This window comes from Nonomuraea sp. NPDC004702, assembly GCF_053601695.1.
On the sequence record NZ_JBSGCE010000024.1, the window covers coordinates 1 to 26,211 of the forward strand.

At 72.7% G+C, this 26,211-nt stretch carries 27 protein-coding genes; 13 read left to right on the forward strand and 14 right to left on the reverse strand.

Annotated features, from left to right (window positions below; genetic code table 11):
• Positions 1–260 precede the first annotated feature (260 nt).
• The gene (locus tag ACWEJ6_RS27330; protein WP_452427233.1) at positions 261–1,208 is read left to right on the forward strand and encodes a quinone oxidoreductase family protein; all 948 of its coding nucleotides are present in this window, start codon (positions 261–263) and stop codon (positions 1,206–1,208) included.
• A gap of 17 nt (positions 1,209–1,225) precedes the next feature.
• A complete protein-coding gene (locus ACWEJ6_RS27335; protein WP_452427235.1) occupies positions 1,226–1,846 on the forward strand; it encodes a LysE family translocator in 621 nt (206 codons plus the stop codon).
• On the opposite strand, the gene ACWEJ6_RS27340 is transcribed toward ACWEJ6_RS27335, so the two are convergent.
• The 3 genes from ACWEJ6_RS27340 to ACWEJ6_RS27350 are packed head-to-tail and all read right to left on the reverse strand — an operon-like array spanning position 1,837 to position 4,530.
• The gene (locus ACWEJ6_RS27340) at positions 1,837–2,850 is read right to left on the reverse strand and encodes a PucR family transcriptional regulator (protein WP_352323507.1); all 1,014 of its coding nucleotides are present in this window, start codon (positions 2,848–2,850) and stop codon (positions 1,837–1,839) included. The genes ACWEJ6_RS27335 and ACWEJ6_RS27340 overlap by 10 nt on opposite strands.
• Entirely contained in the window at positions 2,850–3,641 is a 792-nt protein-coding gene (locus tag ACWEJ6_RS27345; RefSeq protein WP_452427237.1) for an ABC transporter permease subunit, read from the reverse strand. Before ACWEJ6_RS27345 ends, ACWEJ6_RS27340 begins: the two co-directional genes overlap by 1 nt.
• On the reverse strand, positions 3,619–4,530 hold the full coding sequence (locus ACWEJ6_RS27350; protein WP_358294849.1) for an ABC transporter ATP-binding protein: 912 nt from the start codon (positions 4,528–4,530) through the stop codon (positions 3,619–3,621). Before ACWEJ6_RS27350 ends, ACWEJ6_RS27345 begins: the two co-directional genes overlap by 23 nt.
• 89 nt (positions 4,531–4,619) lie before the next feature.
• Here ACWEJ6_RS27350 and ACWEJ6_RS27355 point away from each other — a divergent pair, with 89 nt between their 5' ends.
• Both ACWEJ6_RS27355 and ACWEJ6_RS27360 read left to right on the forward strand, forming a co-directional pair.
• Positions 4,620–5,450: a patatin-like phospholipase family protein gene (locus ACWEJ6_RS27355; RefSeq protein ID WP_397161788.1), complete on the forward strand. Its 831-nt coding sequence runs from the start codon at positions 4,620–4,622 to the stop codon at positions 5,448–5,450.
• A gap of 40 nt (positions 5,451–5,490) precedes the next feature.
• Positions 5,491–6,540, forward strand: a complete 1,050-nt coding sequence (locus tag ACWEJ6_RS27360) for a 1-acyl-sn-glycerol-3-phosphate acyltransferase (RefSeq protein WP_452427240.1) — start codon at positions 5,491–5,493, stop codon at positions 6,538–6,540.
• Here ACWEJ6_RS27360 and ACWEJ6_RS27365 read toward each other — a convergent pair.
• Positions 6,510–8,009, reverse strand: coding sequence for a cobyric acid synthase (locus ACWEJ6_RS27365; RefSeq protein WP_452427242.1), 1,500 nt, complete (start codon positions 8,007–8,009; stop codon positions 6,510–6,512). The two genes, ACWEJ6_RS27360 and ACWEJ6_RS27365, sit on opposite strands and share 31 nt — an antisense overlap.
• 135 nt (positions 8,010–8,144) lie before the next feature.
• Here ACWEJ6_RS27365 and ACWEJ6_RS27370 point away from each other — a divergent pair, with 135 nt between their 5' ends.
• Positions 8,145–9,473, forward strand: coding sequence for an MFS transporter (locus ACWEJ6_RS27370; protein WP_452427244.1), 1,329 nt, complete (start codon positions 8,145–8,147; stop codon positions 9,471–9,473).
• On the opposite strand, the gene ACWEJ6_RS27375 is transcribed toward ACWEJ6_RS27370, so the two are convergent.
• On the reverse strand, positions 9,470–10,348 hold the full coding sequence (locus ACWEJ6_RS27375; protein ID WP_452427246.1) for a diacylglycerol/lipid kinase family protein: 879 nt from the start codon (positions 10,346–10,348) through the stop codon (positions 9,470–9,472). The two genes, ACWEJ6_RS27370 and ACWEJ6_RS27375, sit on opposite strands and share 4 nt — an antisense overlap.
• A 64-nt stretch (positions 10,349–10,412) precedes the next feature.
• Between ACWEJ6_RS27375 and ACWEJ6_RS27380 the strand changes: the two genes are divergently transcribed.
• Genes ACWEJ6_RS27380 through ACWEJ6_RS27390 form a run of 3 tightly spaced genes read left to right on the forward strand, consistent with a single transcriptional unit; the run spans position 10,413 to position 13,382 of the window.
• Positions 10,413–11,972, forward strand: coding sequence for a phospholipase D family protein (locus ACWEJ6_RS27380; protein WP_452427248.1), 1,560 nt, complete (start codon positions 10,413–10,415; stop codon positions 11,970–11,972).
• A complete protein-coding gene (locus tag ACWEJ6_RS27385) occupies positions 11,972–12,697 on the forward strand; it encodes a phosphatase PAP2 family protein (protein ID WP_357980818.1) in 726 nt (241 codons plus the stop codon). The genes ACWEJ6_RS27380 and ACWEJ6_RS27385 overlap by 1 nt, the downstream gene beginning before the upstream one ends.
• On the forward strand, positions 12,684–13,382 hold the full coding sequence (locus ACWEJ6_RS27390) for a phosphatase PAP2 family protein (RefSeq protein ID WP_387678853.1): 699 nt from the start codon (positions 12,684–12,686) through the stop codon (positions 13,380–13,382). Before ACWEJ6_RS27385 ends, ACWEJ6_RS27390 begins: the two co-directional genes overlap by 14 nt.
• Here the strand turns inward: ACWEJ6_RS27390 and ACWEJ6_RS27395 are convergent.
• Positions 13,379–13,543 (reverse strand): DUF6203 family protein, encoded by a 165-nt coding sequence (locus ACWEJ6_RS27395; protein WP_397161795.1) that lies wholly within the window; start codon positions 13,541–13,543, stop codon positions 13,379–13,381. The genes ACWEJ6_RS27390 and ACWEJ6_RS27395 overlap by 4 nt on opposite strands.
• Positions 13,544–13,642: 99 nt before the next feature.
• On the opposite strand from ACWEJ6_RS27395, the gene ACWEJ6_RS27400 reads away from it, so the two are divergent.
• On the forward strand, positions 13,643–14,524 hold the full coding sequence (locus ACWEJ6_RS27400; RefSeq protein ID WP_452427251.1) for a DNA-3-methyladenine glycosylase family protein: 882 nt from the start codon (positions 13,643–13,645) through the stop codon (positions 14,522–14,524).
• A 49-nt stretch (positions 14,525–14,573) separates the two neighbouring features.
• Entirely contained in the window at positions 14,574–15,137 is a 564-nt protein-coding gene (locus tag ACWEJ6_RS27405; RefSeq protein WP_452427253.1) for a DUF1707 SHOCT-like domain-containing protein, read from the forward strand.
• Positions 15,138–15,370: 233 nt separating this feature from the next.
• Here the strand turns inward: ACWEJ6_RS27405 and ACWEJ6_RS27410 are convergent, their stop codons facing one another.
• A complete protein-coding gene (locus ACWEJ6_RS27410; protein WP_452427255.1) occupies positions 15,371–16,279 on the reverse strand; it encodes a TIGR03620 family F420-dependent LLM class oxidoreductase in 909 nt (302 codons plus the stop codon).
• Positions 16,280–16,371: 92 nt separating this feature from the next.
• Here ACWEJ6_RS27410 and ACWEJ6_RS27415 point away from each other — a divergent pair, with 92 nt between their 5' ends.
• Complete coding sequence (locus ACWEJ6_RS27415) at positions 16,372–16,917, forward strand: TetR/AcrR family transcriptional regulator (protein ID WP_387678844.1); 546 nt, start codon at positions 16,372–16,374, stop codon at positions 16,915–16,917.
• Between the two features lie 15 nt (positions 16,918–16,932).
• Here the strand turns inward: ACWEJ6_RS27415 and ACWEJ6_RS27420 are convergent, their stop codons facing one another.
• Positions 16,933–17,460: a TetR/AcrR family transcriptional regulator gene (locus ACWEJ6_RS27420; RefSeq protein ID WP_452427257.1), complete on the reverse strand. Its 528-nt coding sequence runs from the start codon at positions 17,458–17,460 to the stop codon at positions 16,933–16,935.
• Positions 17,453–17,791 carry a hypothetical protein gene (locus ACWEJ6_RS27425; RefSeq protein ID WP_452427259.1) on the reverse strand — a complete coding sequence of 113 codons (339 nt, stop codon included), beginning with the start codon at positions 17,789–17,791 and terminating at the stop codon, positions 17,453–17,455. Before ACWEJ6_RS27425 ends, ACWEJ6_RS27420 begins: the two co-directional genes overlap by 8 nt.
• A gap of 84 nt (positions 17,792–17,875) precedes the next feature.
• On the opposite strand from ACWEJ6_RS27425, the gene ACWEJ6_RS27430 reads away from it, so the two are divergent.
• Positions 17,876–18,340: an AAA family ATPase gene (locus ACWEJ6_RS27430; protein ID WP_452427261.1), complete on the forward strand. Its 465-nt coding sequence runs from the start codon at positions 17,876–17,878 to the stop codon at positions 18,338–18,340.
• A gap of 12 nt (positions 18,341–18,352) precedes the next feature.
• Here the strand turns inward: ACWEJ6_RS27430 and ACWEJ6_RS27435 are convergent, their stop codons facing one another.
• Both ACWEJ6_RS27435 and ACWEJ6_RS27440 read right to left on the reverse strand, forming a co-directional pair.
• Positions 18,353–19,102, reverse strand: a complete 750-nt coding sequence (locus ACWEJ6_RS27435; protein WP_452427263.1) for an SDR family oxidoreductase — start codon at positions 19,100–19,102, stop codon at positions 18,353–18,355.
• On the reverse strand, positions 19,099–19,551 hold the full coding sequence (locus ACWEJ6_RS27440; RefSeq protein WP_352360694.1) for a MarR family winged helix-turn-helix transcriptional regulator: 453 nt from the start codon (positions 19,549–19,551) through the stop codon (positions 19,099–19,101). Before ACWEJ6_RS27440 ends, ACWEJ6_RS27435 begins: the two co-directional genes overlap by 4 nt.
• A 90-nt stretch (positions 19,552–19,641) precedes the next feature.
• On the opposite strand from ACWEJ6_RS27440, the gene ACWEJ6_RS27445 reads away from it, so the two are divergent.
• The gene (locus ACWEJ6_RS27445; RefSeq protein WP_452427266.1) at positions 19,642–20,616 is read left to right on the forward strand and encodes a hypothetical protein; all 975 of its coding nucleotides are present in this window, start codon (positions 19,642–19,644) and stop codon (positions 20,614–20,616) included.
• Here the strand turns inward: ACWEJ6_RS27445 and ACWEJ6_RS27450 are convergent.
• From ACWEJ6_RS27450 to ACWEJ6_RS27460, 3 genes are all read right to left on the reverse strand, one after another.
• Entirely contained in the window at positions 20,573–21,700 is a 1,128-nt protein-coding gene (locus tag ACWEJ6_RS27450) for a HupE/UreJ family protein (protein ID WP_452427268.1), read from the reverse strand. The two genes, ACWEJ6_RS27445 and ACWEJ6_RS27450, sit on opposite strands and share 44 nt — an antisense overlap.
• 70 nt (positions 21,701–21,770) lie before the next feature.
• On the reverse strand, positions 21,771–25,724 hold the full coding sequence (locus ACWEJ6_RS27455; protein ID WP_452427270.1) for a metallophosphoesterase: 3,954 nt from the start codon (positions 25,722–25,724) through the stop codon (positions 21,771–21,773).
• 231 nt (positions 25,725–25,955) lie between these two features.
• Entirely contained in the window at positions 25,956–26,108 is a 153-nt protein-coding gene (locus ACWEJ6_RS27460) for a hypothetical protein (protein ID WP_387678823.1), read from the reverse strand.
• Positions 26,109–26,211 lie beyond the last annotated feature (103 nt).

Sequence of the window (26,211 nt, forward strand, 5' to 3'; positions counted from 1 at the left end):
GCCACCCGCTATGACAAGCTCGCCGTCCGCTACGAAGCCGTCCTCACGATCGCTGCGATCAACGAGTGGCTGAAGGCCTTATGAAACACGGCCTAAGCGGCGCGGTGGGGCCGGGGGGCGATGGATCCGGGTGGCGGCGGGGCGCCGGGGTCGCGATGTGGGCCCGGCGGCCGTGGCGGGTGCTGGCGGTCCTCGGATACCTTCGGCGGCGCGGTGGGGCGGGGTGGCGGTGGGGGGCTGGGGCGGAGTTGACTGGGGGGATGCATGCCATCATCGTCTCCGCCCAGGGCGGTCCAGAGGTTCTCGAATACGTCGAGCGTCCCGATCCGGTGCCGGGTGACGGGGAGGTCGTGGTCGACGTCGCGGCCAGCGGGGTCAACTTCATCGACATCTACCACCGCTCCGGCGCCTACCCGCTCCCGGTGCCGACCCCGATCGGGTCCGAGGGGGCCGGCGTGGTCTCGGCCGTCGGGCCGGGGGTGGACGGGCCGGCCGTCGGCGACACCGTGGCCTGGGCCGGCGTGCTGGGCAGCTACGCGGAGAAGGCGGTGGTGCCGGCCGACCGGCTGGTGCCGGTGCCCGACGGCGTGTCCGCCGAGCTGGCCGCGGCGGCGATGCTCCAGGGCATGACGGCCCACTACCTCACCCACTCGACGTACGACGTCAAGGAGGGCGACCAGGTGCTGGTGCACGCCGGCGCCGGCGGCATGGGCCAGCTGCTGATCCAGGTCGCCAAGCTGCGCGGCGCCAAGGTCTACAGCACGGTCTCCACGCCGGAGAAGGAGAAGCTGGCCCGCGCGGCCGGTGCCGACGAGGTGCTGGGCTACGACGAGTTCGCCGACGCGTTGCGCGGCCGGATCCACGTCGTCTACGACGGCGTCGGCAGGACGACGTTCGACGGCGGCCTGGAGGCGCTGCGCCCGCGCGGGCTCATGGCCCTCTACGGCGCGGCCAGCGGCCCGGTCCCGCCGCTCGATCCGCAGGTGCTCAACCGCGCCGGCTCGCTCTTCCTGACCAGGCCCACGCTGGTCCATTACGTCGCCGAGCGCGATGAGCTGCTCTGGCGGGCCGCCGACCTGTTCGGCTGGATCGCCTCGGGGCAGCTCAGGATCAACGTGTCCGAGCGCTACCCGCTGGCCGAGGCGCGACGGGCCCACGAGGACCTGGCCGCCCGGCGTACGACCGGAAAGTTGCTATTGATTCCCTAGCGCTACGCTCGCCCCTTGTGGACATCAATGCGGCAGTCTGGTCGTTCGCTGCCGTCGTCGCGCTCCTGACGATCACCCCGGGGCTCGACACGGCTCTCACCCTGCGCACGTCGCTGCTCACCGGCAGGCGGGCGGCCTGGGGGGTGGTGCTGGGCATCCAGCTCGGCACGCTGGTCTGGGGCGTGCTCACCGCGGCGGGGCTGTCGGCGCTGCTGGCGGCCTCGCGGTTCGCCTACGACGTCCTGCGCTGGGCGGGGGCGGCGTACCTGGTGTGGATGGGGGTGCGCATGCTTCTCGCCAGGGCGCGGGCGGGCGAGGAGGAGGACGGGCAGCGCGCGTTCGGCTTCGGCAAGGGGTTCCGGCGCGGCCTGCTCACGAACCTGCTCAACCCCAAGGTGGGGGCGTTCTACGTGGCGATGTTGCCGCACTTCATCCCGGCCGGCGCGCCGCACGCGGCGATGGGGCTGCTGCTGGCCGGGGTGCACGTGGCCGAGGGGCTGGCGTGGAGCGCGGTGCTGATCGGGTTCGCCTCGCTGATGAGCGACGTCCTGCGGTCGGCCCGCGTACGGCGGATCCTCGACCGGGTGACCGGCGTGGTCATCGTCGGGTTCGGGCTCCGGCTCGCCCTTCACGACTGATCCCACGGCCAGTCCAGCAGCCGCGCGCCCAGCACCGCGGTCTCCAGGGTGAAGCGCTGGGTGGGGTCGTCGGGCGAGAAGCCGGTCAGCCGGCGGATGCGTTCCAGCCGGTACGTCACCGCCCGCGGGCTGATCCGCAGCCTGCGGGCGGCCGCCGCCTGGTTGCCGTGCGCGGCGAAGACCGCCTCCAGCGTCTCGACCAGCGGCTCGTGCCCGCCCCTGGCGTGCAGCAGCGGGCTCAGCACGCTGGTCACCAGGTCCTCGATCGCGCCGCGGTCGCGCAGCAGCACGGGGAAGACCAGCAGGTCGGCGGCCTTGACGACGTCGAGCGTGAGCCGCAGCGCGTCGGCCAGCTCCAGGGCCCCGGCCGCCTCCCTGAAGGAGGTCACGACGCCGCCCGGCCCGCGGTGCGGCCGTCCCACGCCGACCCGCCATCCGGCCGGGAAGCGGGCGCGTACGTGATGGGTGAACTCCCCCACGGCGGCGGGCAGCGTGGCGGGCACGACGCACACCAGCAGCCCTTCGCGCACCGCCACCAGCACGTTGTGCGAGCCGAACCGGGCGATCAGATCGCGCTCGATGCGGTCCTGGTCCCCGTCGCGCAGCCCGCGGGCGGCGGCGACCACGTACGACTCGGCCAGCCGGAGGCCGAAGTGCTCGGCCCGTTCGGCCAGCCGCTCGGCCCGTCCCTGGAGCAGGTCGTCCACGAACTCCCTGCGGGCCGTCTCCTCGCCTCTGAGGGCGGCGAGCTGGGCCAGCTCGTACCCCTCCATGAGCGCCGAGACGGCCCTGCGCAGCGCGGGCAGCACGTCCGGCAGCCCCTCGGCGGCGGCGAGCGCGCCGTCGACCAGCGTCCGCAGCGGGACGCCCTGCTCGGCGGCGCGCGTGCCGTCGGCGCGGCAGGCGTCGAGCGCCGCCCGCGAGGGCGGACGCCCGGCGGCCGCCCCGGCCAGCACCTGGCGATGCCCGCCGAGCAGGTCGGCGGGCATCCTGGAGAGCACCATCACACTCCTACGTCACGCCTGTCGAAGGACAGGATCGCGGTGAGCGCGAGCACTGCCGTCGCTCCCGCCAGCACAAGGTAGTCCCCGACCGGCAGGCCCTCATAGAGCGGCCGGCCCTCGGCGTAGTAGTGGAACGGCGAGAGCCACTTCAGCCAGGCGATGGCCGCCACGCCGCGGCCGAGCGTGACGACGATGTACCCGGCCGCCACCCACACGCCGACGACGGACGAGGCGATCATCCTGCGGCCGGTCACCGCGCCCACGGTCAGGGCCACGGTGCCGAAGAACAGCGCGAGCAGCAGCACCCCGACGTGCGCGGCCAGGACGCGGTCGAACGGCACCCCGAGCTCCGCCGCGTCCCCGGCCGCCCACGCCACGGCCAGCGTCACGGCGAACACCGCCACCAGCGCCAGCGCCAGCGCGCAGAACCGCTGGAGCACCAGCCGCTTGCGGTCCACCGGCAGGGTGACGACGAGCTCCAGCGTCCCGGCCTCCTCCGGCTGGGCGATCGCCCGGTTGGCCAGCATGGTGGCGAGGACGACGAACAACATCGGGACGAAGAGCTGGTAGACGACCGTCTGCAGGAAGTTGACGCCGAGCGCCAGGTCGGGCATGCCGCCCATGAGGTCCCTGAGCGGGCCGGGGTACTTGGCCAGGGCCTGCTGGTTGAACGTTCTCGGGTCCTGGCTGACGCTGCGGAAGATGCTGATGTAGAGGGCCATGAACGCGCTGATGCCGACGGTCCACCAGATCAGGGCCCGGCGGTGGTCACGCAGACTCTTGGTGATCATGGTGCCGGTCCTCCTCGCTGTAGTAGGTCAGGAAGATCTCTTCCAGGTCGGGCTCGGCGCTGACCAGATGGACGACGGTGAACCGGGCGGCGGCCTTGACCAGGGCGTCCGGGCGGCCGTCGATCGTGCACCGGACGCTGGCGCCCTCCACCCGCAGGTCGCGCACCCCCGGCAGGCCCTCGAACGCCGACGCCGGCACCGGGGCGTCGAAGTGCAGCTCCATCCGGCGCACGGCCTTCTCGCGCAGCGCGGCCACGTTCTCCACGGTCACCAGGCGGCCCGCGCGGACGATGCCGACCCGGTCGGAGACGCTCTCCACCTCGGCCAGCACGTGCGAGGACATGAGCACGGTCCGGCCGGCCGCCCGCACCTCCCGGACCATGGCCAGGAACTCCTGCTGGACGAGCGGGTCGAGCCCGCTGGTCGGCTCGTCGAGGATGAGGAACTCCGGCTCGTGCATGAACGCCTGGATCAGCCCGACCTTCTGCCTGTTGCCCTTGGAGAGCTTGCGCATCGGCACCGACAGGTCGGCGTCGAACCGTTCGGCCAGCTCCTCGATGCGGCTGCCCGGCACCCCGCCGCGCACGCGGCCGAGGAAGCCCAGGTAGTCGCGGGCCCGGTCGCGGCCTTCGAGGGCCAGCTCGCCGGGCAGGTAGCCGATGCGGGCGCGGGTGGCGGCGGCGCGCGGGTCGTGGCCGAACACGCGGACCGTGCCGCGGGTGGGCCTGATCACGTCGAGCAGCAACCTGATCGTGGTGGTCTTGCCGGCGCCGTTGGGCCCGAGGTAGCCGAAGATCTCGCCGGGCCGGATCTCCAGCGTGAGGTCTTCGAGCCCGCGCCGCCCGCCGTAGTACTTGGTCAGCCCTTCGGCCTGTACCACTGCTGTCATGCCGGAATCGTCCCGCCGGGGCGCGGTGGGGTCACTGGCCGAAGTCGGCAGCGTCCTGGCCGGTTCCCTTCCGGGACACGGCAACAAGAATGGGCAGGGTGAAGAGCGTGGAGACGGCGTTCGTGCTCGGTGGCGGTGGCGTGCTGGGGGCTCACGAGGTGGGCATGCTCCAGGCGCTCGACGACTTCGGCATCCGGCCCGACGTGGTCGTCGGCACGTCGGTGGGCGCGCTCAACGGCGCGCTCATCGCCGCCGACCCGGCGCGGGCGGTCGACCGGCTGACCTCGTTGTGGCGGTCCGACGTCGTGCGCACGGCGTTCGCCGGGTCGTGGGTGACGCGGCTGTCCACGCTGGCCAGGACCGGCACCCACCTGCATCCCAACGGCCCCCTGCGGGAGGTGCTGGCCGGGACGGTGCGCACCGAGCTGATCGAGGAGCTGGCGGTGCCGTTCCAGTGCGTGGCGGCCTCGGTGGAGCGGGCCGCGGCCCACTGGTTCGCCAGCGGGCCGCTGGTGGAGGCGGTGCTGGCGTCGTGCGCGGTGCCGGGGCTGCTGCCGCCCGTGAAGATCGGCGGGGAGCACTTCTTCGACGGCGGGCTGGTGCACAGCATCCCCGTCGGGCGGGCCGTGCAGCTCGGGGCCAGGCGGGTCTACGTGCTGCACGTCGGCCGGATCGAGCGCCCGCTGACCGCGCCCCGGCGGTTCTGGGAGGTGGGGATGGTGGCGTTCGAGATCGCGCGCCGCTACCGGTTCGCCGAGGAGATGGCCTCGTTGCCGCCGGGGGTGGAGGTGCACGTGCTGCCCGCCGGGGTCGCCGCGCCGCTGTCGACCCTGCGCTACCGCGACCTGTCCCAGATCTCCACCTACATCGAGCGGGCGTACCAGGCTTCTTCGCACTATCTGCGGACAAGAGGAGGATGAAGGTAGGGCCTCAGGGCAGGCAGACCTCAGGGAGGCGCCGTTGATCCCACCGCGTATCGTCCGCCGGATCGTGCTGGCTCCGCTCGTCATCGTGGTCACCGTGGTGGTGCTGGTGACGTTGCCGTTGTGGCTGCTGGTCACGTTCGGGGCGTCCTTGCGGCTGCCGCCGCCGCAGCGCAGGGGGTTGCGGTTCGTCTGGTTCGGCGCGGCCTGGCTGACGCTGGAGTCGGCGGTGCTCATCGCGTGCCTCGGGCTGTGGCTGTCGGGGGCGTTCGGGCGGGCCCGGCGCCAGGAGCGGCACTACGCGCTGATCCGCTGGTTCCTGGCCAAGGTGTACGCGGCGGCGGTGCGGATCTTCCGGCTGACCGTGGACGTCGAGGAGCCCGCGCCGACCCCGCAGGAGCGCGCCGCCCGGCTGAGCCGCCCGGTCGTGGTGCTCTCCCGGCACGCCGGGCCGGGCGACTCCTTTTTGCTGATCTATCACCTGCTGGCGGTGTACGGGCGGCACCCGCGGATCGTCATGAAGGCCGCCCTCCAGTACGACCCGTCACTCGACGTCGTGGTCAACCGCCTGCCGAACGCCTTCGTGCCGCGGCGGTCCGGACGCGAGCGGGTGATCGAGGAGATCCGGCGGCTGTCGGCGACCATGGACGACCGCGACGCGCTGGTGATCTTCCCCGAGGGCGGCAACTTCACCCCGCGCCGGCGGCGGCTGGCGATCCGCCGGCTGGAGGACAAGGGGCTGGCCGAGGAGGCGGAGCGGGCGCGCGGCATGACCCACCTGCTGCCGCCCCGCCCGAACGGGGCCATCGCCGCGATCACCGCCTGCCCGGAGGCCGACGTGGTCTTCGTCGCGCACACCGGCCTGGACGACCTCGTCACGATCGGCGACGTGTGGCGCAGGCTGCCGTACGCGGCGCGGATCACGGCCAGGTGGTGGCGGGTGCCGGCGGCCGAGGTGCCCAGGGGCGACCGGGAGAGCCAGGTCCGCTGGCTGTACTCCCACTGGGAGGAGATCGACGCCTGGATCACCGCCCAGGGCGAGCGTTCCCGGCGGGATCAGGCCGAGGGGGCGCCCGGCGGCAGGTAGGGCACGGGGGCCGGGCCGTCGCGCAGCAGGCCGAGCAGGGCGTCGGTGTCCAGGTGCTGCTCGATCAGGTCGCCCAGGGCGTCCAGGCGGGCCTCGCGCAGGCGGCCGAAGTCGGTGTCCGGGGCGGGGACGAAGGCGCGCCCGGCCCGTTCGGCCACGTCGGCCAGGAAGGCCCGGCGGAAGGCGTCGTTCTCCAGGGCGCCGTGCCAGGTGGTGCCCCACACGTCGCCGGCGCGGCAGCCGTCCAGGAAGGGTTCGCCGCCCTCGACCGTCGCCCGCCCGTGGTGGATCTCGTACGCGCTGACCGGCTGCCCGTAGGCCTGCCCGACCGGCCGGGCGAGCCGCTTGTCCGGCGCGAACTCGACGCGCACCGGCAGCAGCCCGAGCCCGTCCACCCGGCCCGCCCGCGACTCGACCTCGTCCACGATCTCCCGGCCGAGCATCTGGAACCCGCCGCAGATCCCGAGGACGGGCCCGCGCCGCGCGAGCAGGGCGTCGGCCAGGCCGGTGCGCCGCAGCCAGGCCAGGTCCTCGACCGTGGCCCGCGAGCCCGGCAGCACCACCAGGTCGGCGTCGTCCAGCTCGACCGGGTCGGTCACGAAGCGCACCAGCACGCCGGGCTCGGCGGCCAGGGCGTCCAGGTCGGTGAAGTTGGAGATCCGGGGCAGCCGGACGACCGCCACGCGCAACGTCTGCCTGCCCAGCGGCCGGCCGGTCGCGACCCGGCGGTTGTCCAGCGCGAGGGAGTCCTCGACGTCCAGCCAGAGGCCGTCGAGCCAGGGCAGCACGCCGTACACCGATCGGCCGGTGAGCTTCCTGATCATGTCGAGGCCGGGTTCGAGCAGCTCGCGGGCGCCCCGGAACTTGTTCACCACGAACCCTGAGACGAGGGCCTGGTCGGCCGCGTCCAGCAGCGCGACCGTGCCGTGGAAGGCGGCGAACACGCCGCCCCTGTCGATGTCGCCGACCACGACGACGGGCAGCCCTGCGGCCCTGGCCAGGCCCATGTTCGCGATGTCGCCGCGGCGCAGGTTGATCTCCGCGGGGCTGCCGGCGCCCTCGCAGATCACCACGTCGTACTGGGCGCGCAGCCGGTCCAGGGAGGCCAGGGCGGTGGTCCGCAGGAGGTCCTTGAGCGCGCCGTACTCCATGGCGTCCACGTCCGCGACGGGCTCGCCCAGGAGCACGACCTGGCTGCGGCGGTCGCTGCCCGGTTTGAGCAGGACGGGGTTCATGTCGGCGACCGGTTCCAGCCCGGCGGCCTGGGCCTGCATGGCCTGGGCGCGGCCGATCTCGGCGCCGCCGGCGGTGACGTAGGAGTTGAGCGACATGTTCTGGGCCTTGAAGGGCGCCACGCGCACGCCCTGGCGGGCCAGCCAGCGGCAGATCCCGGCGGTGACCACGCTCTTGCCCGCGTCGGAGGTGGTGCCGGCGACCAGCATCGCGCCCGTGACCTGCCGAGGATTCATGCGATCACCGTACATGAGCCCCAAACTGCGAAATTTCCCAGAAAACGCCCATTTACGAATCGTGTGACTTCTGCCACTCTGGCTAGAACGTTCGCCTAGAACAGCATTCTAGATTTTCCTACGGGAAGGGTGGGCATGGTCAGGACGTTGGGTTCGCCGCGTGCCGGCGTCATCGACGCGCGGACCAGGGCGCCGTTCGGCTGGGCGCCGCTGGTCGTGCTCTTCATCGTCGGGCTCGTGGACCGCATGGAGTACAACCTGCTGTCGGGGGTGCTGCCGCTCGTCCAGAAGGAGTGGGGCTTCAGCGACACCGCCGCGGGCTCGATCCCGACAGCCGCGGCGCTGGCCGCCGCGATCGTCTCCCTGCCCGCGGGCTTCCTGGCCGACCGGTTCAGCCGGACGCGGATCATCGCGGTGGTCGTGCTGCTGTGGGCCGTCGCCACGCTCGGCTCGGGCCTGGCCACCGGCTTCGTGATGTTCTACCTGATGCGGGTGCTGCTGGCGGCGGCCGAGAACATCGACAACCCGGCGGCCGGCAGCCTGCTCGCCGACTACTACCCGCCGGTCAGCCGGGCCAAGGCGTACGGGCTGACCCGCGTCACGACCTACCTCGGCGGCATCGGCACGCTGCTGGGCGGCGTGCTGGCCGAGGTGTTCTCCTGGCGCACCGCGTTCCTGGTGATGGTGGTGCCCGGCGTGCTCACGGCGGTGCTCGTGTGGTTCCTGCGCGAGCCGGGCCGCGGCGACCTGGACCGGATGGTCGCCGGAGCCCCCGCAGAAACCGCGGAGCCGGCCGAGCGGGCCACCCCGCCCAAAGCGCCTTTCTGGCAGCAGTTCGGGCAGGTCATCCGCATCCCGACGCTGCTGTTCGTCTGCGTCGGGCTGGGCCTGCTCACCCTCGGCCTGGCCGGGATCTTCTACTGGCTGCCCACGCTCATGGTCCGCGAGTACGGCGTCGGCGTCGGCGCCGCCGGCTCGCTGAGCGGCCTGATCACCATCGCCGGGACGCTGGCCGGCACCCTGGTCGGCTCCTGGCTGGGCCGCAGGTGGCACGGCACCCGCAAGGGCGGCAGGCTGCTGGCCGGCGGCGGCGGCATCACGGCGGGCGCGGCCGTCCTGGCCGGCGCGCTGGCCATGGACTCGATCGGCCCGATGACCGCGTTGGTCCTGCTGGCCTGCTCGCTCATGTCGATCGCGATCCCGAACATGACGGCCTGCCTGGCCGACGTCGTCCCGGCCGCCGCGCGCGGTCTCGGCTTCGCCGTCCTGCAGCTGCTCATCACGGCGGCCGGGGCGTTCGGCTCGCTCGTCGTCGGCATCGCCTCCGACCGGTTCGGCTCGCTGATCGGCGGCATGTACCTGCTGGTCGTCCCCATGATCGTGGGCGGCCTCCTGACGCTCGGCGCCCGCGCCTCCTTCGAGCGCGACGCCGCGCGGGTCATGGACGCCGCCCGCGCCGGCTAGGACGGCAGGCAGACGGTCAGCGCGCCCGGGGCCACCTTCGCCTTGATCTTGGTGGTGGCCTCGCGGTCGCCGCCGTCCAGCTCGTACGTCATCGGCGAGCCGAACCGGGCCGACACCTTGCGCGCCCGGGTGATGCGCACGAACGGCGAGTCCTCCGACCGTCCGGCGGCCATCTTGCCCATCACCCGGGCCCACTGGATCGGCCCCTTGGCCGTGGACAGCCCGACCTCCAGCCAGCCGTCGTCGGGCCGGGCGTCGTCGAACGCCTCGACCCCGCCGGCGATCGTGCCCACGTTGCCGAGCAGCAGGCAGCTCGCCTCCCCCTCGAACCAGGTGGCCCCGTCGACCTTGACCGTCATCGGCACCAGGGGCCCGCCGACGTGCCGGACGGCGGCCTTGACGTAGCTCAGCTTGCCGAACTTCCGCTTGGCCTTGCCGTCGGCCTCGGCGATCATCTCGGCCTCGAACCCGGCCCCGGCCATGACCGCGAAGTGCTCGCCGTTGAGCACCCCGAGGTCCAGCTCGGCACGGCGGCCCTCGAAGCCGATCCGTACGGACTCCTCCAGGTCGGTGGGGATGCCCAGGTTGCCGGCGAACAGGTTGGCCGTCCCGGCGGGCAGGATCGCCATCGGCACGCCGGAGCCGGCCATGGCGTCGGCGCAGCGTTGCACCATGCCGTCACCGCCCCAGACGAACACCAGCTCCGCACCCGCCTTGAGCGCCTTGCGCACCTTCTTGGGCGCCTTCTTGCTCTTGGGCACCTCGTGCCAGATCAGCTCGCCGACGTCCCGCTCGGTGAGCAGCACGCGCAGCCGGTCCAGGCCGGCCCCGAGGATCTTCTTCTGATGTGCGACAACCGCGATAGTGGGGGACACTCCTCCCGCACTACCCGGGCTTTACCGGGTTATTGATGGCTTTTGTGCGGGTAGCGGTGGCCGAATGCGCATCCAGGACTGGTTCCTCACCGAGGAGGAACGCGACAACCGGGCGACCGGCCTCGACGCGTGGTCCAGCGGCAACGACGTACGGCCGCTGATCCACGGCGCCACGTACTTCGCCGAGCTGAAGACCTGTCTGGAAGCGCTGCGCAAGGACGACCTGCTGCTGTTCGCCGACTGGCGGGGCGACCCCGACGAGCGGCTGACCGACGACGGCCCCACGGTGAGCGCCGCCCTCGGGGCAGCGGCCGAGCGCGGCGCCGTCGTCAGGGGCCTCATCTGGCGCTCCCACCTGGACCGCCTGCGGTTCAGCGCGGCCGAGAACCGGCACCTGGGCGAGAAGATCGAGAACGCGCACGGGCAGGCGCTGCTGGACACCCGCACCAAGCCGGGCGGCTCGCACCACCAGAAGTTCGTCATCCTCCGCCACGACCGTGACCCCTCGGCGGACGTGGCCTTCGTCGGCGGCATCGACCTGTGCCACAGCCGCCGCGACGACGCCGAGCACCTGGGCGACCCGCAGTCCTGCCCGATGCCCGACGTGTACGGCCCCCGCCCGCCCTGGCACGACATCCAGCTCGCCATCCACGGACCGGCGGTCGCCGAGGTGGAGAAGACCTTCTGCGAGCGCTGGGAGGACCCGGCCCCCGAGACCAGGGACCCGCTGCGCCGCCTGCGCGACCACTTCAGCAAGCTGGACGACGCTCCCCCGCTGCCCGACCCGGGCCCGCCGCCCCCGCCCGCCGGCACGCACCACGTCCAGCTCCTGCGCACCTACCCCGCCCGGCACAGCGCGTACCCGTTCGCGCCGGACGGCGAGCGCAGCATCGCGCACGCCTACCACAAGGTGCTCGGCAGGGCCCGGTCGCTGGTGTACCTGGAGGACCAGTACCTGTGGTCCACGGACGTGATCGAGCCGTTCGCCCAGGCGCTGGAGCGCGAGCCGGAGCTGCGCATGATCATCGTGGTGCCGCGCCACCCCGACCAGGACGGCTGGCTGGCCGGCCCGGCGAGCCTGATCGGCCGGGTCGAGGCGCTGGACCGGCTGACGCGGGCCGGCGGCGACCGGGTCGCGATCTACGACCTGGAGAACCACCAGGGCACCCCCGTCTACGTGCACGCCAAGGTGTGCGTGGTGGACGACGTGTGGGCGTCGGTCGGGTCGGACAACGTCAACCTGCGCTCGTGGACCTACGACTCGGAGCTGAGCTGCGCCGTCCTGGACGAGCGGGAGGACCCGAGGCCGCCGCACGGCGCCCTGCGGTTCGCCCGCGACCTGCGGCTGGCGCTCATGGCCGAGCACCTGGACGAGGAGTCGGAGTCCGGCCGGGACGAGCTGTGCGACCCGGTCGCCGCGTTCGACGCGTTCGCCGAGTCGGCGGCCCGGCTGGAGGGGTGGCACTCGGCCGGCTGCCGGGGCCCGCGCCCGTCCGGCCGGTTACGCCCGCACCCGGCCCCCACGCTGTCCCGGGTGCGCAGGGCGATGGCCATGCCGCTCTACCGGTTCGCCGTCGACCCCGACGGCCGGCCGCCGGAGCTGCGGAGATCGCGGAGGTTCTGATGAAGACATTCCTGCTCGACAGGCTGGGACCACGGATGACGGTCGCGGCGTTCGCCGTCGCGCTCATCATGATCCCGTTCTCCCTGCTGCTCGTCGTGGCCAAGATGCCGCTCAACCGGCTGGACGCCGGGGTGGCCCATGAACTGCACGAGTACGCGCTCGCCCATCCCGGCGTGACCAGGGTGCTCATCGTCTGGACCGACCTGTTCGGGCCGTGGCCGTGGCGCGTCGCGGTGGCGGCGTTCACCGTCTGGCTGCTGATGCACGGCAGGCGCCGGCTGGCCCTGTGGGCGATCACGACCGTGACCGCGGGCGGCCTGATCGGGCTCGGCCTGAAGATCCTCGTCGCGCGGGTGCGGCCGCACCTGCCCGACCCCGTCGCGCTGGCGCCCGGCGACTCCTTCCCCTCCGGCCACGCGGTCAACGTGACGCTCGGGGCCGGGGTCGTCACCCTGCTCCTGCTGCCGATGCTGCCCCGGTGGGGGCGCCGGCTCGCCTGGGTGCTGGCCTGTTTCGTGGTGGTCTCGGTGGGCTTCACCAGGATCGCCCTCGGCGTGCACTGGGTGAGCGACGTCGTGGCGGGGGTCGTGCTGGGCGTGGCGGTGATCGCCGCGACCGCGGCGGCGTTCGAGACGTGGCGGCGCGACACGGGCCGCCGGCCCACCGCGCCGCTGACCGAAGGTATGGAACCCGAACCGGTGAAGGTGCCCGATGAGCAAAGCTGAGCATGTCCGGTACTACGCGCTGTCGCTGGTGTTACCTCTGGTGCTGATGGGCGCCGTCACGTACGGCATGGGGCTGCTCATCGTCGGCGTCCCGCAGCCCGGCGACGTGGCGGTGAGCAAGGACTTCGCCTCCATCCGCACGTCGCTGTGGAACACGCTCACCGACTACGGCACCAGCCTGTCGGACACGCCCTACGTCGTGGCGTTCACGGCGGTGGCGGTGATCCTGTTCCGGCTGGTCTACAAGCGCTGGCGGGAGTCGATCTTCATGATCGCGGCGGTCTGGGGCCAGTCGCTGGTCTTCCTGGCCACCACCGAGCCCGTCGGCCGCAGCCGTCCGCCGGTGCCCCACCTCGACCCCGCGCCGCCCACCTCCAGCTTCCCCTCGGGGCACGTCAGCGCCGCCGTCGCCTTCTACTGCGGGCTGGCGCTGGTGCTGACGACGCACGTGCGCAACCGGGCGCTGCAGGTGGTGATCTGGACGATCGGGATCGCCGCCCCGCTGATCGTCGCCTTCTCCCGGCTCTACCGCGGCATGCACTTCTTCTCGGACGTGACGTGGGGGCTGCTGCTCGGGGTGTTCTGCGTGGTGGTGGCCGCGCGGTCCATCCTCTACCGCACCTGGGACAGACGCCCGGCGGCCGCGGAGGGCGACCGCCGGCGTCCCGCCTCCGTGCGGGACTAGCGGCGGTGGTGGGCGGGCCCGCGGCGCGCCCGCCGGCGGCCGGTCGGCCGTCCGGCGGGCCGCCCGGCCTGCCTCCTCCGCCGTCCGAGCAGGTAGGCGGCGGCCATGATCGCCAGCCCCCAGGGGGTACGGGCCAGCCAGCGCGCCACGAAGATCTTCATGAACTTCCTCATGCCCGCCCGCTGCCCCCGCCGGGCCCCGTGATGCGCAGGCCCGGCCCCACCAGGGACCATGCCGCCGCGGCGCCTACCATACGGCCCATGACCACGCACGGATTCACGCTCACCGCGAGGGGCCCGTTCGACTTCGGCGCCGCGCTGCGCTTCGTCGAGGACTGGCCGGCCACCAGCGCGCTGCCCTCCGACGGCCGGACGCTGCGCTTCGCCTACTGCGCCGAGTCCGACTGGCTGCCGATCGGCGTGAGCGTCACCGCCGCCCCCGGCGGCGTCGCCGTCACCACCACCCGCGCTCCCGGCCCGGCCATCCGGGGCGAGATCGCGCGCATCCTCTCCCTCGACGTGGACGCCACCGGCTTCGCCGAGCTCGGCGCGGCCGACCCGGTGCTCGGCGACGTGCAGCGGGACCGTCCCGGGCTGCGGCCGGTGTGCTTCTGGAGCCCGTGGGAGGCGGCCTGCTGGGCGGTGATCGTGCAGCGCTCGTCGATGCTCATCGCCTCGCGCGTCAAGCAGCGCATCGCCGACCGGTACGGCGCCGCCGTCACCGTGGACGGGCAGGCGTACCAGGCGTTCCCGCCGCCCGTGAGCCTGGTGGACGCGGGCGGTCTCGGCCTGCCCGCGCAGAAGGAGGAGTGGCTGCGCGGCCTGGCGCGGGCGGCGCTCGACGGCGTGCTCACCACCGAGCACCTGCGCTCGCTCACCCCCGAGGACGCCCTGGCCGAACTGCGCGCACTGCCCGGCGTCGGGCCGTTCTCGGCCGGGCTGATCCTGATCCGCGGAGCCGGCGCGCCCGATGCGTTCCCCGGCGACGAACCCCGGCTGTTCGGCATCCTGCGCGAGGCGTACGGGCTGCCCGAGGACGCCCCCGCGGGCGCCTACCGCAAGCTCGCCGAGTCGTGGCGGCCCTACCGGTCGTGGGCGTCCTTCCTGTTCCGCGCCACCGGCTACCGGGCCGCCGCAGACTGACCGAGCCCGCGCATGGCCCGCGCGCCCGATGATCCTTAGAGTGGTCGCCATGACGGACGACGCCGACATCCGGGCCGGCGACCACGACCGCGACCAGGTGGCCGACAGGCTGCGGCAGGCGGTCGCCGAAGGCCGCATCAGCCTCGACGAGTTACGCGAACGCATCGACCGCACGTACGCCGCGAGGACCGTAGGCGAGCTCAGTGCCCTCGTCGCCGACCTGCCCGCCCTCTCCCCCGTCCCCGCCTCTCCCTCCGACGTGCTGAGGATGCACACCGCGCACTGGCGGGTGAGCCGGGCCGGGCGGTGGGTGGTGCCGCCGCGCATCGACGTCCGGCTCGGCGTGTGGGGCACCGCGAAGCTCGACTTCCTGGCCGCCGAGTGTTCCCATCCCGAGGTGCTGGTGCAGGTGGCGATCACCTCGTGGTTCGGCGACCTGCATCTGAAGGTGCCGCACGGCTGGCGGGTGCGCGCCGACGAGGTGGTCTCCCCGGGGCTCGGCCGGGTCCACAACAAACCGGTCGAACCGCCCGCCCCCGACGCTGTGGTGCTCCGCCTCTCCGGCCACAGCCAGGGCGACATCTGGATCCGCTACCGGGCCCCGACAACTTGACGGCTTCTCACCTGACCACTCAGCTTTCGATCATCTGATCGTTTCGCGTTGATCACCTCACGGCCCGCGCCCGTCTGAACAGGCTCTCCCGCCGTCCGGTCTTTTCGGGAACCCCCTCGGGCCGCCGCCGCCATGCGTGCCGGAGGCCCGCGGCGCTCGCCGCAGCCCACGCACCCGTACCCGCCGCACCGACGGCGGGCCGCCGCCCGTGCCGGGGCGTGGTCGTCACGTCGTCACAGGGAGGTCAGGGCGGCGAGTTCGCGCCACTCCGGGAGGGGCACGTCGCCGGGGCGGTCGGTGAGGACCTGGAGGCACACGTGGTCGGCGCCCGCGTCGAGGTGGGCCCGTACGCGCTTCTCGATCGCCGCCGCGTCGCCGTGGGCCACGATCGCGTCCACCAGCCTGTCGCTGCCGTGCTCGATCTCGTCCTCGCCGAAGCCGAGCCTGCGCAGGCTGGCGGCCTGGTGGGGCGCCGCTGTCCGGTAGAAGGAGACGTGCTCCGCGGCCACCTCGCGGGCCCTGGTGGGGTCGCGGTGCATCACGACGGCCTGCTCGACGGCCAGCAACGCGCCCGGCCCCATCGCCTCCCTGGCCCGCGCGGTGTGCTCGACGGGCACGAAGTACGTGTGGGCGCCGAGCGTACGCCGGGCCGCCAGGCCCAGCATCTTCGGGCCGAGCGCGGCCAGCACGCGGCGCGGCGCGTGCGCCGGGGCCGCCGATTCCAGCGGGACGGCGTCCATGGCGTCGAGGTAGCCGCCCATGGTGGTCACCGCCCGGCCCAGGCTGGGGATCTTGTAGCCGTCCATCTGGATCGGCTCGTCGCTGATGCGGTGGCCGCCGAGGCCGAGGAGGTACCGGCCGGGGTGGGCCTCGTTGAGCGCCCGTTCGGCGGCGGCCATGGTGATCGGGTCGCGCAGGGCGATGTTGGCGATGCCGGCGGCCACCGTGATCCGCCTGGTCGCCGAGAGCAGCAGCCACGACTGGCTCACCGAGTCGCGGCCGAACCCCTCGCCGAACCACAGGGCGCCGTACCCCAGCTCCTCGATCTCGGCCGCGGCCTCTTGCGCCACCCCGGCGGGGTGGGCCTCAAGGGCGAACGTCCACAGGCCCACCTTGCCCAGGTGAGGTCCGTCGTCGGTCATGGGTCACCGTCCCGTCTATACGGAGAACTTCTCCGGTTACGTCGGGGACTATAATCGGAGACGTTCTCCGATTCAACCCGCGGGAGTGTCCAGTGCCGGCACGGACCATGCGCGCCGACGCGCGCCGCAACTACGAGCAACTGGTGGCGGCGGCCATCGCCGTGGTCGCCGAGGAGGGGCCCGACGCCTCGCTCAACGAGATCGCCAGACGGGCCGGCGTCGGGGCGGGCACGCTCTACCGGCACTTCCCCACCCGCGAGGCGCTGCTCGCGGCCGTGTTCGAGGGGCGGCTCACCCGGCTGTGCGCACGGGCGGAGGAGGCGGGCGAGACGCTGCCGCCCGGCGAGGCGCTGGTGGCCTGGCTGCGGTCGCTGGTCGCGCACGCCATGACCGACCGGGGGCTCGGGGCGCGGATGATGCTCACGCAGGACGGGGCGGGGGTCGACTGCTGGGCGATGTTGCGCGCCGCCGCCACCCGGCTGCTGCTGCCCGCCCAGGAGGCGGGGGCCGTGCGCGCGGACGTCGAGGTCGCCGACCTGGTCGAGCTGGCGGCGGGCATCGCCCAGGCCACCCCCGACCCGGCCCGCGCCGACCGCCTCCTCACCCTCACCCTGGACGGCCTCCACCCCCGCCCCTGAACCCCATGCGGCCCCTCAGCGGGCCGCCGTCGCGAACGCGGACATCCCGGCGGTCCAGGCGGCCTCGATGTCGGCGCCGGGCGGGAAGCGGCCGTCGAGTTCGAGCATGACCAGGCCGTGGGCCAGCCCCCAGACCGCGCGGGCGGCGGCCTCGCCCCGCACGATCCGGACCAGCGGCAGCGCCGCCCGCTCCTCCACCCCGGCGGGCAGCAGGTCACGCGGCAGCGGCCCCGCGCTCATCAGCCGGTACAGATGCGGATGGCCCAGCGCGTACGCCCGGTAGGCCCGTCCGAGCGCCGCCAGCCCGCCCCCGCCACCGTCGTGCTCGGCGCGTTCCAGGGCGGCGGCCAGTTCGGCGAGGGCGATGGCGATGAGTTCGGCCTCCACGGCGGACTTGTCGGGAAAGTGCTTGTAGAGCGACGGCGCGCGGATCCCCAGCCGCTCGGCCAGCGCGCGCATGGTCAGCGCGTCCGCCCCGCCCGCCTCGACCAGCTCCCGCGCCGCCGCGACGATCTGCCCCGCGCGCGGCGACAGCTCAGCCACGCGCGCTCCTCGGACCGTGACCGAGGAGCCGGGCGACGGCGACGTACGTCAGCCAGGCCAGCCCCGCCGTGAAGACCGGCACCCAGCCCAGCGGCGAGACCGAGTAACCGACCAGGACGGCCAGCGGGATCCACGGACGGTGGGCGAGGTCGTGCACCACCGCAGGCCCGCCGAACCTGGTCGCATAGGGCGCCAGCACGAACAACGCCGAGCTGACCGGCGTGGCGCCCCCGTGCTTGACCACCTCGAAGACGAGGAACGCCAGGCAGAAGGCGGCGAGCACGGCCCACCCGGAACGGCCGGCCACCCGCCTGACGGTCACCGCGGTCATGATGCCCTCCCTCAGAAGCTAACACTGTTAGCCAGACTCTAGGCTAACGACGTTAGCCTGTCCAGGAGCAAATAGGGTGGAACCATGATCGATCGGGAGGTGGCCGTGCTCATCGGCCTGCAGGCCTCCGGCAAGTCCACCTTCTACCGGCGCTGCCTGGCCACCACGCACGCGCACGTGAGCAAGGACGACTTCCCCAACGCGCGCCGCCGTCAGCACCGCCAGCTCCGGCTGATCCGCGAGGCGCTGGAGGAGGACCGGAACGTGGCCGTGGACAACACCAACGCCGCGCCCGAGGAGTGGCAGCCGCTCATCGTGGCCGGCCGCGAGCACGGCGCGCGGGTGGTGGCCTACTGGTTCCCGCCCAACGTCAAGGCCTCGCTCCAGCGCAACGCCGAACGGACGGGCCGGGCCAGGGTCCCCGAGGTGGGCGTCTTCGCCACCCTCAGACGGCTGCGCCGGCCCCGCGCCTCCGACGGCTTCGACGCGGTGTACGCGGTGGAGTTCGACGGCCGCGGCGGCTTCCTCGTCCGCAGGCAGGACGGCTGAACCGAGGCCGCGTCAGGGGCGGCGGGTGGCGAAGCGGTAGGCGATCTTGGCGGGGGTCAGCCAGCGTACGTGGGCGCCGTTCCGCGCCCGGCTGACCAGCCGCTCGGCCAGCCACGGCGCCACCGTCTCCACCGGGTCGGCCAGGATCGCGAAGACGCGGGCCGACCGTTCCCGCTCGGCCGCCGAGTAGCCGTGCGTCAGCAGGTCGGTGACCACCATGCCGGGGCTGAGCAGGCCCGCCGTCACCCCGTCGGGGGCCTCCTTGGCCAGCGCCCTGGTCAGGTACGTCACGGCCCGCTTGGTGGCGCCGTAGACGGCGAGGCCGGGCACCGTCCGGCCGTCGCCGCCGAGCCCCTCCATGTTCCAGACGTGGCCGCCGCCGTCCTGCGCCGCCATGCCCGCCACCGCCACCGCGCAGCCGTTGACCGTGCCCAGCAGGTTGACCTCGGTCACCGCGCGGGCCTCGGCGGCCGGCAGCCGCCACAGCGGGAGGCGGTCGTGGGAGATCCCGGCGTTGTTGACCCAGATGTCCACCCGGCCGTGCCGCCGTACGGCCTCGTCCCACAGGTCCTGGAGGCGGGCGCGGTCGGCGACGTCGGCCACGACGGCCGGCACGCCGAGCTCGGCCCCCGCCGCGGCCACGCGGTCCGGGTCGGTGCCGCACACGGTGACCCGGTGGCCGCGGGCCGTCAGCGAGCGGGCGAGGCCGAACCCGAGGCCGCGGGTGCCGCCGGTGATCACGATCGACCGGGACGCGCTCACGCCTCGTGCTCCTTCCTGGCCGCCACGGTCGCGTCGATGGCGTCCGCGAGGAACCTGCCGACGACCTCCCGCTCCGCCGGGGTGAACGCGTCGATCGCCGCGGTGAGCCGCCGGACCAGCGGCGCGAAGAAGGCGCCCGCCAGCTCGACGGCCTGCTCGTTCAGAACGACCTCGACCTTGCGGCGGTCGCCCTCGTCGCGCCGCCGCACGACGTGGCCGGCCTGCTCCAGCCGGCCGAGGAGGGCGGTCGTGGCGGGGGCGGAGAGGTTCAGCGCGGCCCCCAGCCCGCCGGGCGAGAGCGGCCGGCCGGCGAGGTGGGCGTCGAGGATGACCACCAGGGCGTTCATGTCGGTCCTGTGCAGCCGGTGCCCGACCGCGAAGCCCTCCACGAACCGGTCGCTCTCCACGTTGAGCCGGCGGATGAGGACCATCAGGTCATAGGCCGTCATGTCACCCCTTATATTTCTATCGTGGAAGTATTCCATCGTGGAAAGAAAACGTTAGCCGCGATCCGTCCTGAGACGGTACTCGTCGCCGGAGTGGTCGCGAGCGCCGTCCTGACCGGGCTGATCTGGTTCCTGGGCCGGTGGCTGGACGACGTCGTGCTGCTGCCCGACCAGGGCGCGTCCTGGTACTACTGGAAGCTGCCCGAGCCCACCGTGTGGACCAGGCTGTCGGCCTGGGCCGGTTACGCCGCCCACCAGCTCGTGTTCTGGTGGCTCATCCACCACGCCCAGACCCGGGTCCGCCGCCACTCCGCCGGCCTCCACCCGGTCAACGTCGTCGCGCTGGCGGCGAACGCCGGGTTCGTCGCCCTGCACACCGTGCAGACCCACCTGTTCTACGACGGCCTGGCCCAGGACGTGTCGATCTACAGCTCCCAGGGCTCGGTCGTCCTCCTGCTGGTGGTCATCCTGATCATGGAGAACCGGCGGCGCGGCCTGTTCCTCGGCCGGCCCGCGCCCATCAGGCGGGAGATCGTCGACTTCGCCCGCCGGTACCACGGCTACCTGTTCAGCTGGGCGGCGGTCTACACCTTCTGGTACCACCCGGCCGAGTCCACGCCCGGCCACCTGATCGGCTTCTTCTACATGTTCCTGCTGCTGCTCCAGGGCAGCCTCTTCCTCACCAGGGCGCACACCAACCGCTACTGGACGGTGACGCTGGAGCTGGCCGTCGTGGTCCACGGCACGCTGGTGGCCGTCATGACCTCGGGCCCGGACGGATTGTGGCCGATGTTCCTGTTCGGCTTCCTCGGCGTCTTCGTGATCACTCAGATGCACGGCCTGGGCCTGTCCCGCGCCGCCCGCTGGGCGCTGACCGGCTGCTACGCGGCGGCCCTGCTCGCCGTGTACGCCCTGCGCGGCGACCTGGCCGGCACGAACGAGGCGATCAGGATCCCGGCCATCGAATACCTGCTGGTCGGCGTGCTGGCCCTGCTCGCCTGGGGAGCCGGCCGCCTGTGGGCGCTCAGAGCGGGAGCGGGATCCGGTCGAGGAACCAGTACAGGCTGACCGCCACGATGGACAGCGACACCGCGGCCACCGTCCAGCGGGCCGCGGCCGTCCGCCGCAGCAGCACCAGCAGCGGGAAGAGCACGGCGATGATCGCGAGCTGGGTCACCTCGATCCCGACGTTGAAGCTCAGCAGCGACAGCAGCAGGTCCCACGACCCGCTCTCGCGGATGTCGAGCGCGCCCGCGAACCCCAGCCCGTGCATCAGGCCGAAGGCGAAGACGACGGGCAGCCGCCAGGCGCCCGGCCGGTCGCGGCCCAGCAGGTTCGCCAGCGCGACGACGACGATCGAGGCGGCGATCACCGGCTCGACCACCGCCGCCGGCACGTTCACCACGCCCATGGCGGCCAGCAGGAACGTGATGCTGTGGGCGACCGTGAAGGCCGAGGCGGTGACCACGACGTCACGCGCGCCGCGGGCGCCGATGATCAGGGTGAGCAGGAAGAAGACGTGGTCCAGCCCGAGCACGAGGTGCTCGACGCCGAGCAGGAAGAACTCCCCGATCTGGCCGGCCGCCGCCCGTTCGGCCAGGCGCAGGGTCGGGCTCGCGGCGGTCAGGACGGCCGAGCCCCGCTCGCCGGCGAGGTCGTAGCGCAGGAGCGTCTGGGTGCTGTGGACGAACGTCTCGGCGTCGGGGAACAGGGCGCTGGAGATCGTGTGCTCGCCCCCGTCCACCGCCGGGCAGGCGTAGGCGAGGGTCAGCGTGGCGAAGGCGGCCTTGCCGCGCGGGTGCACGTCCGCCCCGCCCACCTGCCGGGGGACGCACGGCCGGTCGGCGCGGGCGACGGCGAAGCGGCGGGTGACGTAGCCGAACACGGCGTCGCGGTTGGCCGCGAGCTGCCGCAGCTGCTCGGCCCGCTCCTTGGCCTCGTACGCCTCGGCGTAGAGCCAGGCGGACTTCATCAGCAGGTCGTACTCCAGGTCGAGCACGACCCTGACGTCGGTGGCCGTGCCGGTCACCTCGGCGTGGGCCTTCGTGGTCGCGTCGTGCGCCGCCGCGGGGGCGGGATGCAGCAGGTCGGCCAGCGCCGCGCAGAGGATGACGGCCAGGACGACGGCGTACGGCCAGCGCCAGCGAGGCATGTCTCGGGTCTCCAGGATCAGGGGAAGGGCGCCGCCCCGGGCGCGGGCCCGGGGCGGCGAGGGGGGCGGATCAGCGGGTGAACCAGCGGTACATGGGCGAGTCCTTGTCCCACTTGCCGGGACGGCCGTGCTCGTCCTTGGTGACGAAGACGCTGGGCTCGGACGCGGTGACGCCGCCGCCCGCGGAACGGGCCGTGACGAACCAGGCGTAGGCCGTGTCGTCCTTGAGGTGCCGCCACGTCACCGAGGCGACCTGGCCGGAGGCCGCGGTGCTCGTGCCGATGATCTTCGTCGGCTTGTAGAGCGCCAGGGAGTCGGTCCTGAAGCTCGTCGTGCGGGTGGTGAGGTCGACGGGCAGGACCATGTTGTCCTCGCGCCCGTCGTAGCGGCGCAGCGGGTCGAACTCGCCGGCGCCGAAGTCGCCGAGCAGCGGCGAGTAGGTGTCCACGCTCAGCTCGGCCCGCTTGACGTCGAACTGCAGCAGCCGGAAGTAGCTGGCCCCGAACTGGAGCTGGTCCTCCGGCTTGTAGCCGCCGATCTCGGTGAGCCCGAGCCGGTCGGCCGAGACCGTGTAGAACTGGTAGTCGGCCAGCAGCTCGACCACGCCGTTGCCGACCTGGCCGACCTTCGGCTTCACGTTGGTGCCCACGCCGTGCTCGTGACCGGCCAGGATGAGGAAGACGTTCGGGTTCTTCTCCACCACCGTCTTGTAGAGCATCGAGCCGTCGGGGGCGGAGAAGGCGGCGCCGCGGCCGTCGGGGTTGGCGCTCGGCACGAGGTAGTCGTGGGAGAGCAGGATGCCGTTGCGGCCCGGGAACTTCTTGAAGACCGAGTCGGCCCACTCGGCCTCCTCCCTGGTCACGCCGTACGACAGGCCGACGACCACGAAGTCCAGGCCGCCCGCGGAGAACAGGTCGTAGTGGTTCTGGTTGTCGCCCTCCTTCCACGGGCCGCCGTACTTCGCGTGCCGCCAGCCCTGGGAGGCGTCCTGGTAGCGGGACGGGCCGTAGTACTTGTTGTAGATCGCGCCGGGGCCCTCCTCGGTGCCCGACTGGTTGTCGTGGTTGCCGGCGATGACGCCGTTCGGGATGTTCGCCTGGTCCAGCACGCGCTGCTGCTTCGACGACACCTCGAACTCGCCGACGACCTCGCGCTGCGTGGCCTCGTCGGCGGGCTTGCGGATGTTGTTCTCGATGATGTCGCCGGTGTGGGCGACGTAGGAGATCTTGCGCTGGTCCTTGTTGGCGGTGATCCAGTTGACGATGCCGGCGTAGGCCGACTCCCACACCGCGCGCTCCTGCGGGGTCTCCTGCTCCACCGCGCCCTCGGAGATGTACTGGGTGTCGGTGAAGTGCACGATCGAGAAGTCGTACGTGGCGGGGTCGGCGAAGCCGTTCGGGTCGCCGGGGTCGATGTCGTCGGCGAACGGGTCCTCGCCGGTCACCATGACGTGCACCTGCTGCCGGTCCACGTACTCGGGGCCGACGACGGCGGTCAGGACGGTCCTGCCGTCGGCCCCGCCGCGGGCGCTGGTCAGCAGGTCCCATGCCTTGGCCTCGGTGTTCCAGGCCCGCAGCGAGGCCAGCCGCTCGGGGTCGACGACGCCCTCCCAGCGCAGCACGGGCGCGTCCACGTGGCCCTGCACCTTGACGTCGAAGCGCTGGTAGACGAGGTCGCGGCCGGTGGGGGCGTCGAGCGTGCGGCCGTCGCCGGGTTCGAGCCCGTCGGCCGTGATCCGCTGCTCGCCCCGCACCTTGAGCGTCGTGGGCAGCGTCGTGGCCGTGCCCTGGTACGCCTCGTCCGGGGTGAGGATCCTGGCCTCGGAGAACGTGGCCGTCACCGGGCCGCCGCCGGGCTCGCCGACCTTGGCCGACAGCGTGAGGGGGTCGGTCACGTCGGCCGTCCCGGAGGCCGGGGTGAGCTCGGCGGGGGCGTCCGGGATGCCGGCCGACTCGAAGACGATCTCCCGGGCCGCGGTGTTGCCGAGCCCGTCGGCGCCGGTGACCGACAGCGTGTGCCGGCCCGCCTTGAGCCCGGGGCCGATCCGGGCGCCCAGCTCCACGGCCTGGCCGTCGAGCTTGACGTCCGGCCCGGACACCACGCCGGAGGCGTCTTCGAGCTTGACGTCCAGGACGACCGTCGCGGTGATCTTCTCGTCCGCGGCGGGGACGCTCCGGGCGACCTTCGGCGCGGAGTTGTCGGTGATCAGGACGCGTTCGGCGGTCTGGCCGGAGGTGGACCTTGCCGCCAGGGTGTGCCGGCCGTCCTTGATCGCGGTGGTGTCCAGGTCGGCGCGCAGGCCGCGAGCCGGGGCGTCCACCAGGAACTCCAGGTCGATCTCGGTCAGCGGGTTCGCCGTGTCGCCGCAGTTGCCGTCGCCCATGCCGTAGGACGGCTTGATCATCTGACCGGCCGCGGTGCCCTGCGCCGGGGTGAGGACGATGTTCGAGATCGCGAAGTCGTCCCGGTTGGCGCCGCAGGACGTGGGGTACGTGCCGGCCACGAAGTCGATCGTGTTCCAGCCGGGCACGAGGTATTCGTTGGGGATCGGCAGGTCCACCCGGCGGCTCACGAAGTCGCCGTCGAGCACCACCTTCTGGCCGTTGACCAGCACGAAGTTCTGGTAGCGGGCCTCGATCGAGTTGCTGCCCACGGTGAAGCCGAGCGTCGCCTGGCCCGCCCCGAGCGTCTCGACGACGTGCACGGCGGGGGCCTCGATCGTGTAGCGCAGCTCGGCCTCGCGCGGGAGGGCCTGGTCGCTGCCGCAGTCGCCGTCGCCCAGCGCGTACGAGGGCTTGACGTCCGTCCCGGTCACCGTGGCGCCGTCGAGGGTCAGGGCGAGGTTCGCGATCGTGAAGTCGTCGCGGTTGACGCCGCAGGCGTCCTTGTAGTCGCCGGTGACGACCTTGATCGTGTTCTCGCCCGGCGTCAGGAACCTGGCCGGGACCGCGACGGTCACGCGCCGGCTCGCAAAGGTGCCGCCCAGGTCGATGCGCTTGCCGTTGACCAGCAGGAAGTCGTCGTACTTGTCGTCGATCGAGTCCGCGCCGACGTCGAAGGCGAGCATGGCGGCGCCGTTGCCGAGCGTGGCCCTGGTGACCGGCTTGCCGCCGTCCACGGTCAGCGACTCGACGCCGCCCGCGCCGGCCGCCGGGACGGTCGCGTTCACCGTCCTGACGCCGGCCACGATGGTGCCGTCGGTGGGCAGCAGCCGCGGCGCGCCGGCCGGGGCGTTGTTCACCGTCACGGTGTTCCGGACGGTCGCCCCCGCCACGGTGGCGGCGCTGAGGACGTGCTCGCCGTTGGCCAGCCCGGTGGTATCCAGTTCGGCGGCGAGGCCGGTCGTGCCGCGCGGGTCGGACTGGGTGAAGAACTTGAGCGTGGCGCGCTTGAGCAGCGTGCTGTTGCTGCCGCAGTTGCCGTCGCCGAAGTTGAGCGTGTACGGGTTGTCCTCGCCGTCGGCCACCTCGCCGAGCAGTTCGAGGCCCACGTCCGAGAGCACGAAGTCGTCGAAGTTCTGCCCGCAGGACGACTGGATCGTGCCGACCACGATCTCGACCGTGTTCTCGCCCTTGACCAGGTGCTCGTTCGGGATCTCGATGATGGCCCGCTGGTTGGCGAAGTTGCCGATCTCGGCCTTGTAAGCGCCGTTGACCTGCACGTAGCTGTGGTACTGCGCCTCGGTGGAGTTCGAGCCGACGTCGAAGGCCAGCTTGGAGACGCCCACCGTCGCGGTGGCGGTGACGGGGTTGCCGTCGAGGTCGAGCTTCGTGACGCTGTCGCCGGCCGTGACCGGGACGGCGGCGACCTTCGCGGTGCCCTCCAGGTACGAGCCGGTGGCGGGGGTGAGGGCGGGCGGGGCGGGGGTGCTCGTCGGGGTGGGGGTCGGCCGTCCGCGGCCCTGCTCACCCGGGTCGGCGTACGCCGCCGTCACGAAGCCGCCCACCAGCACCGCCGCGAGCGCGGTGGTGACGGCGAGCCGTCCCCTGCTCCTCGAACCGCCTGATAACTGTCGTGCTGCCATCGGCTGCATCGGGTCCTTCCATGACGTTCACGGGGCAGCCGATGAGGCGGCGTGCCCTTCGAGCGGACACGTTGGAGCGCACGGGTGAACGTTGTGCATGGAGAGACTGAAGGGGCGGGGAACTGTCTCCTCATTCTGGTCATCTGTCCACAGACAGGAACAACCCCGACAAGAGAGACGGCGTGACCCGCGGCCCGAAGGCCGGGTGTCACGCCGTCGTGCCGGTCAGGCTCAGCTCTGGTGCCCCGGGAGGTTCTTGCCTTCCTGGGACTTGTTGCCGGAGGACTTCTTGTCGGCGCCGGTGCGGCTCTGGGTCGAGGAGCTCCGGCTCTTGTCCTTGTCCTTGTCGCCCGTCTTCGTCTTGCGGGCCTTGCTCTGCGCCATGACGGTTCCTTTCTTCGATACGCGGAGTCAGCGGGTCGCTTGGCTCCGTAACTGCGCGTGCCCGTGGCCCGGACGGTCATACGGCAGGCCGGTCAAGGTTTCC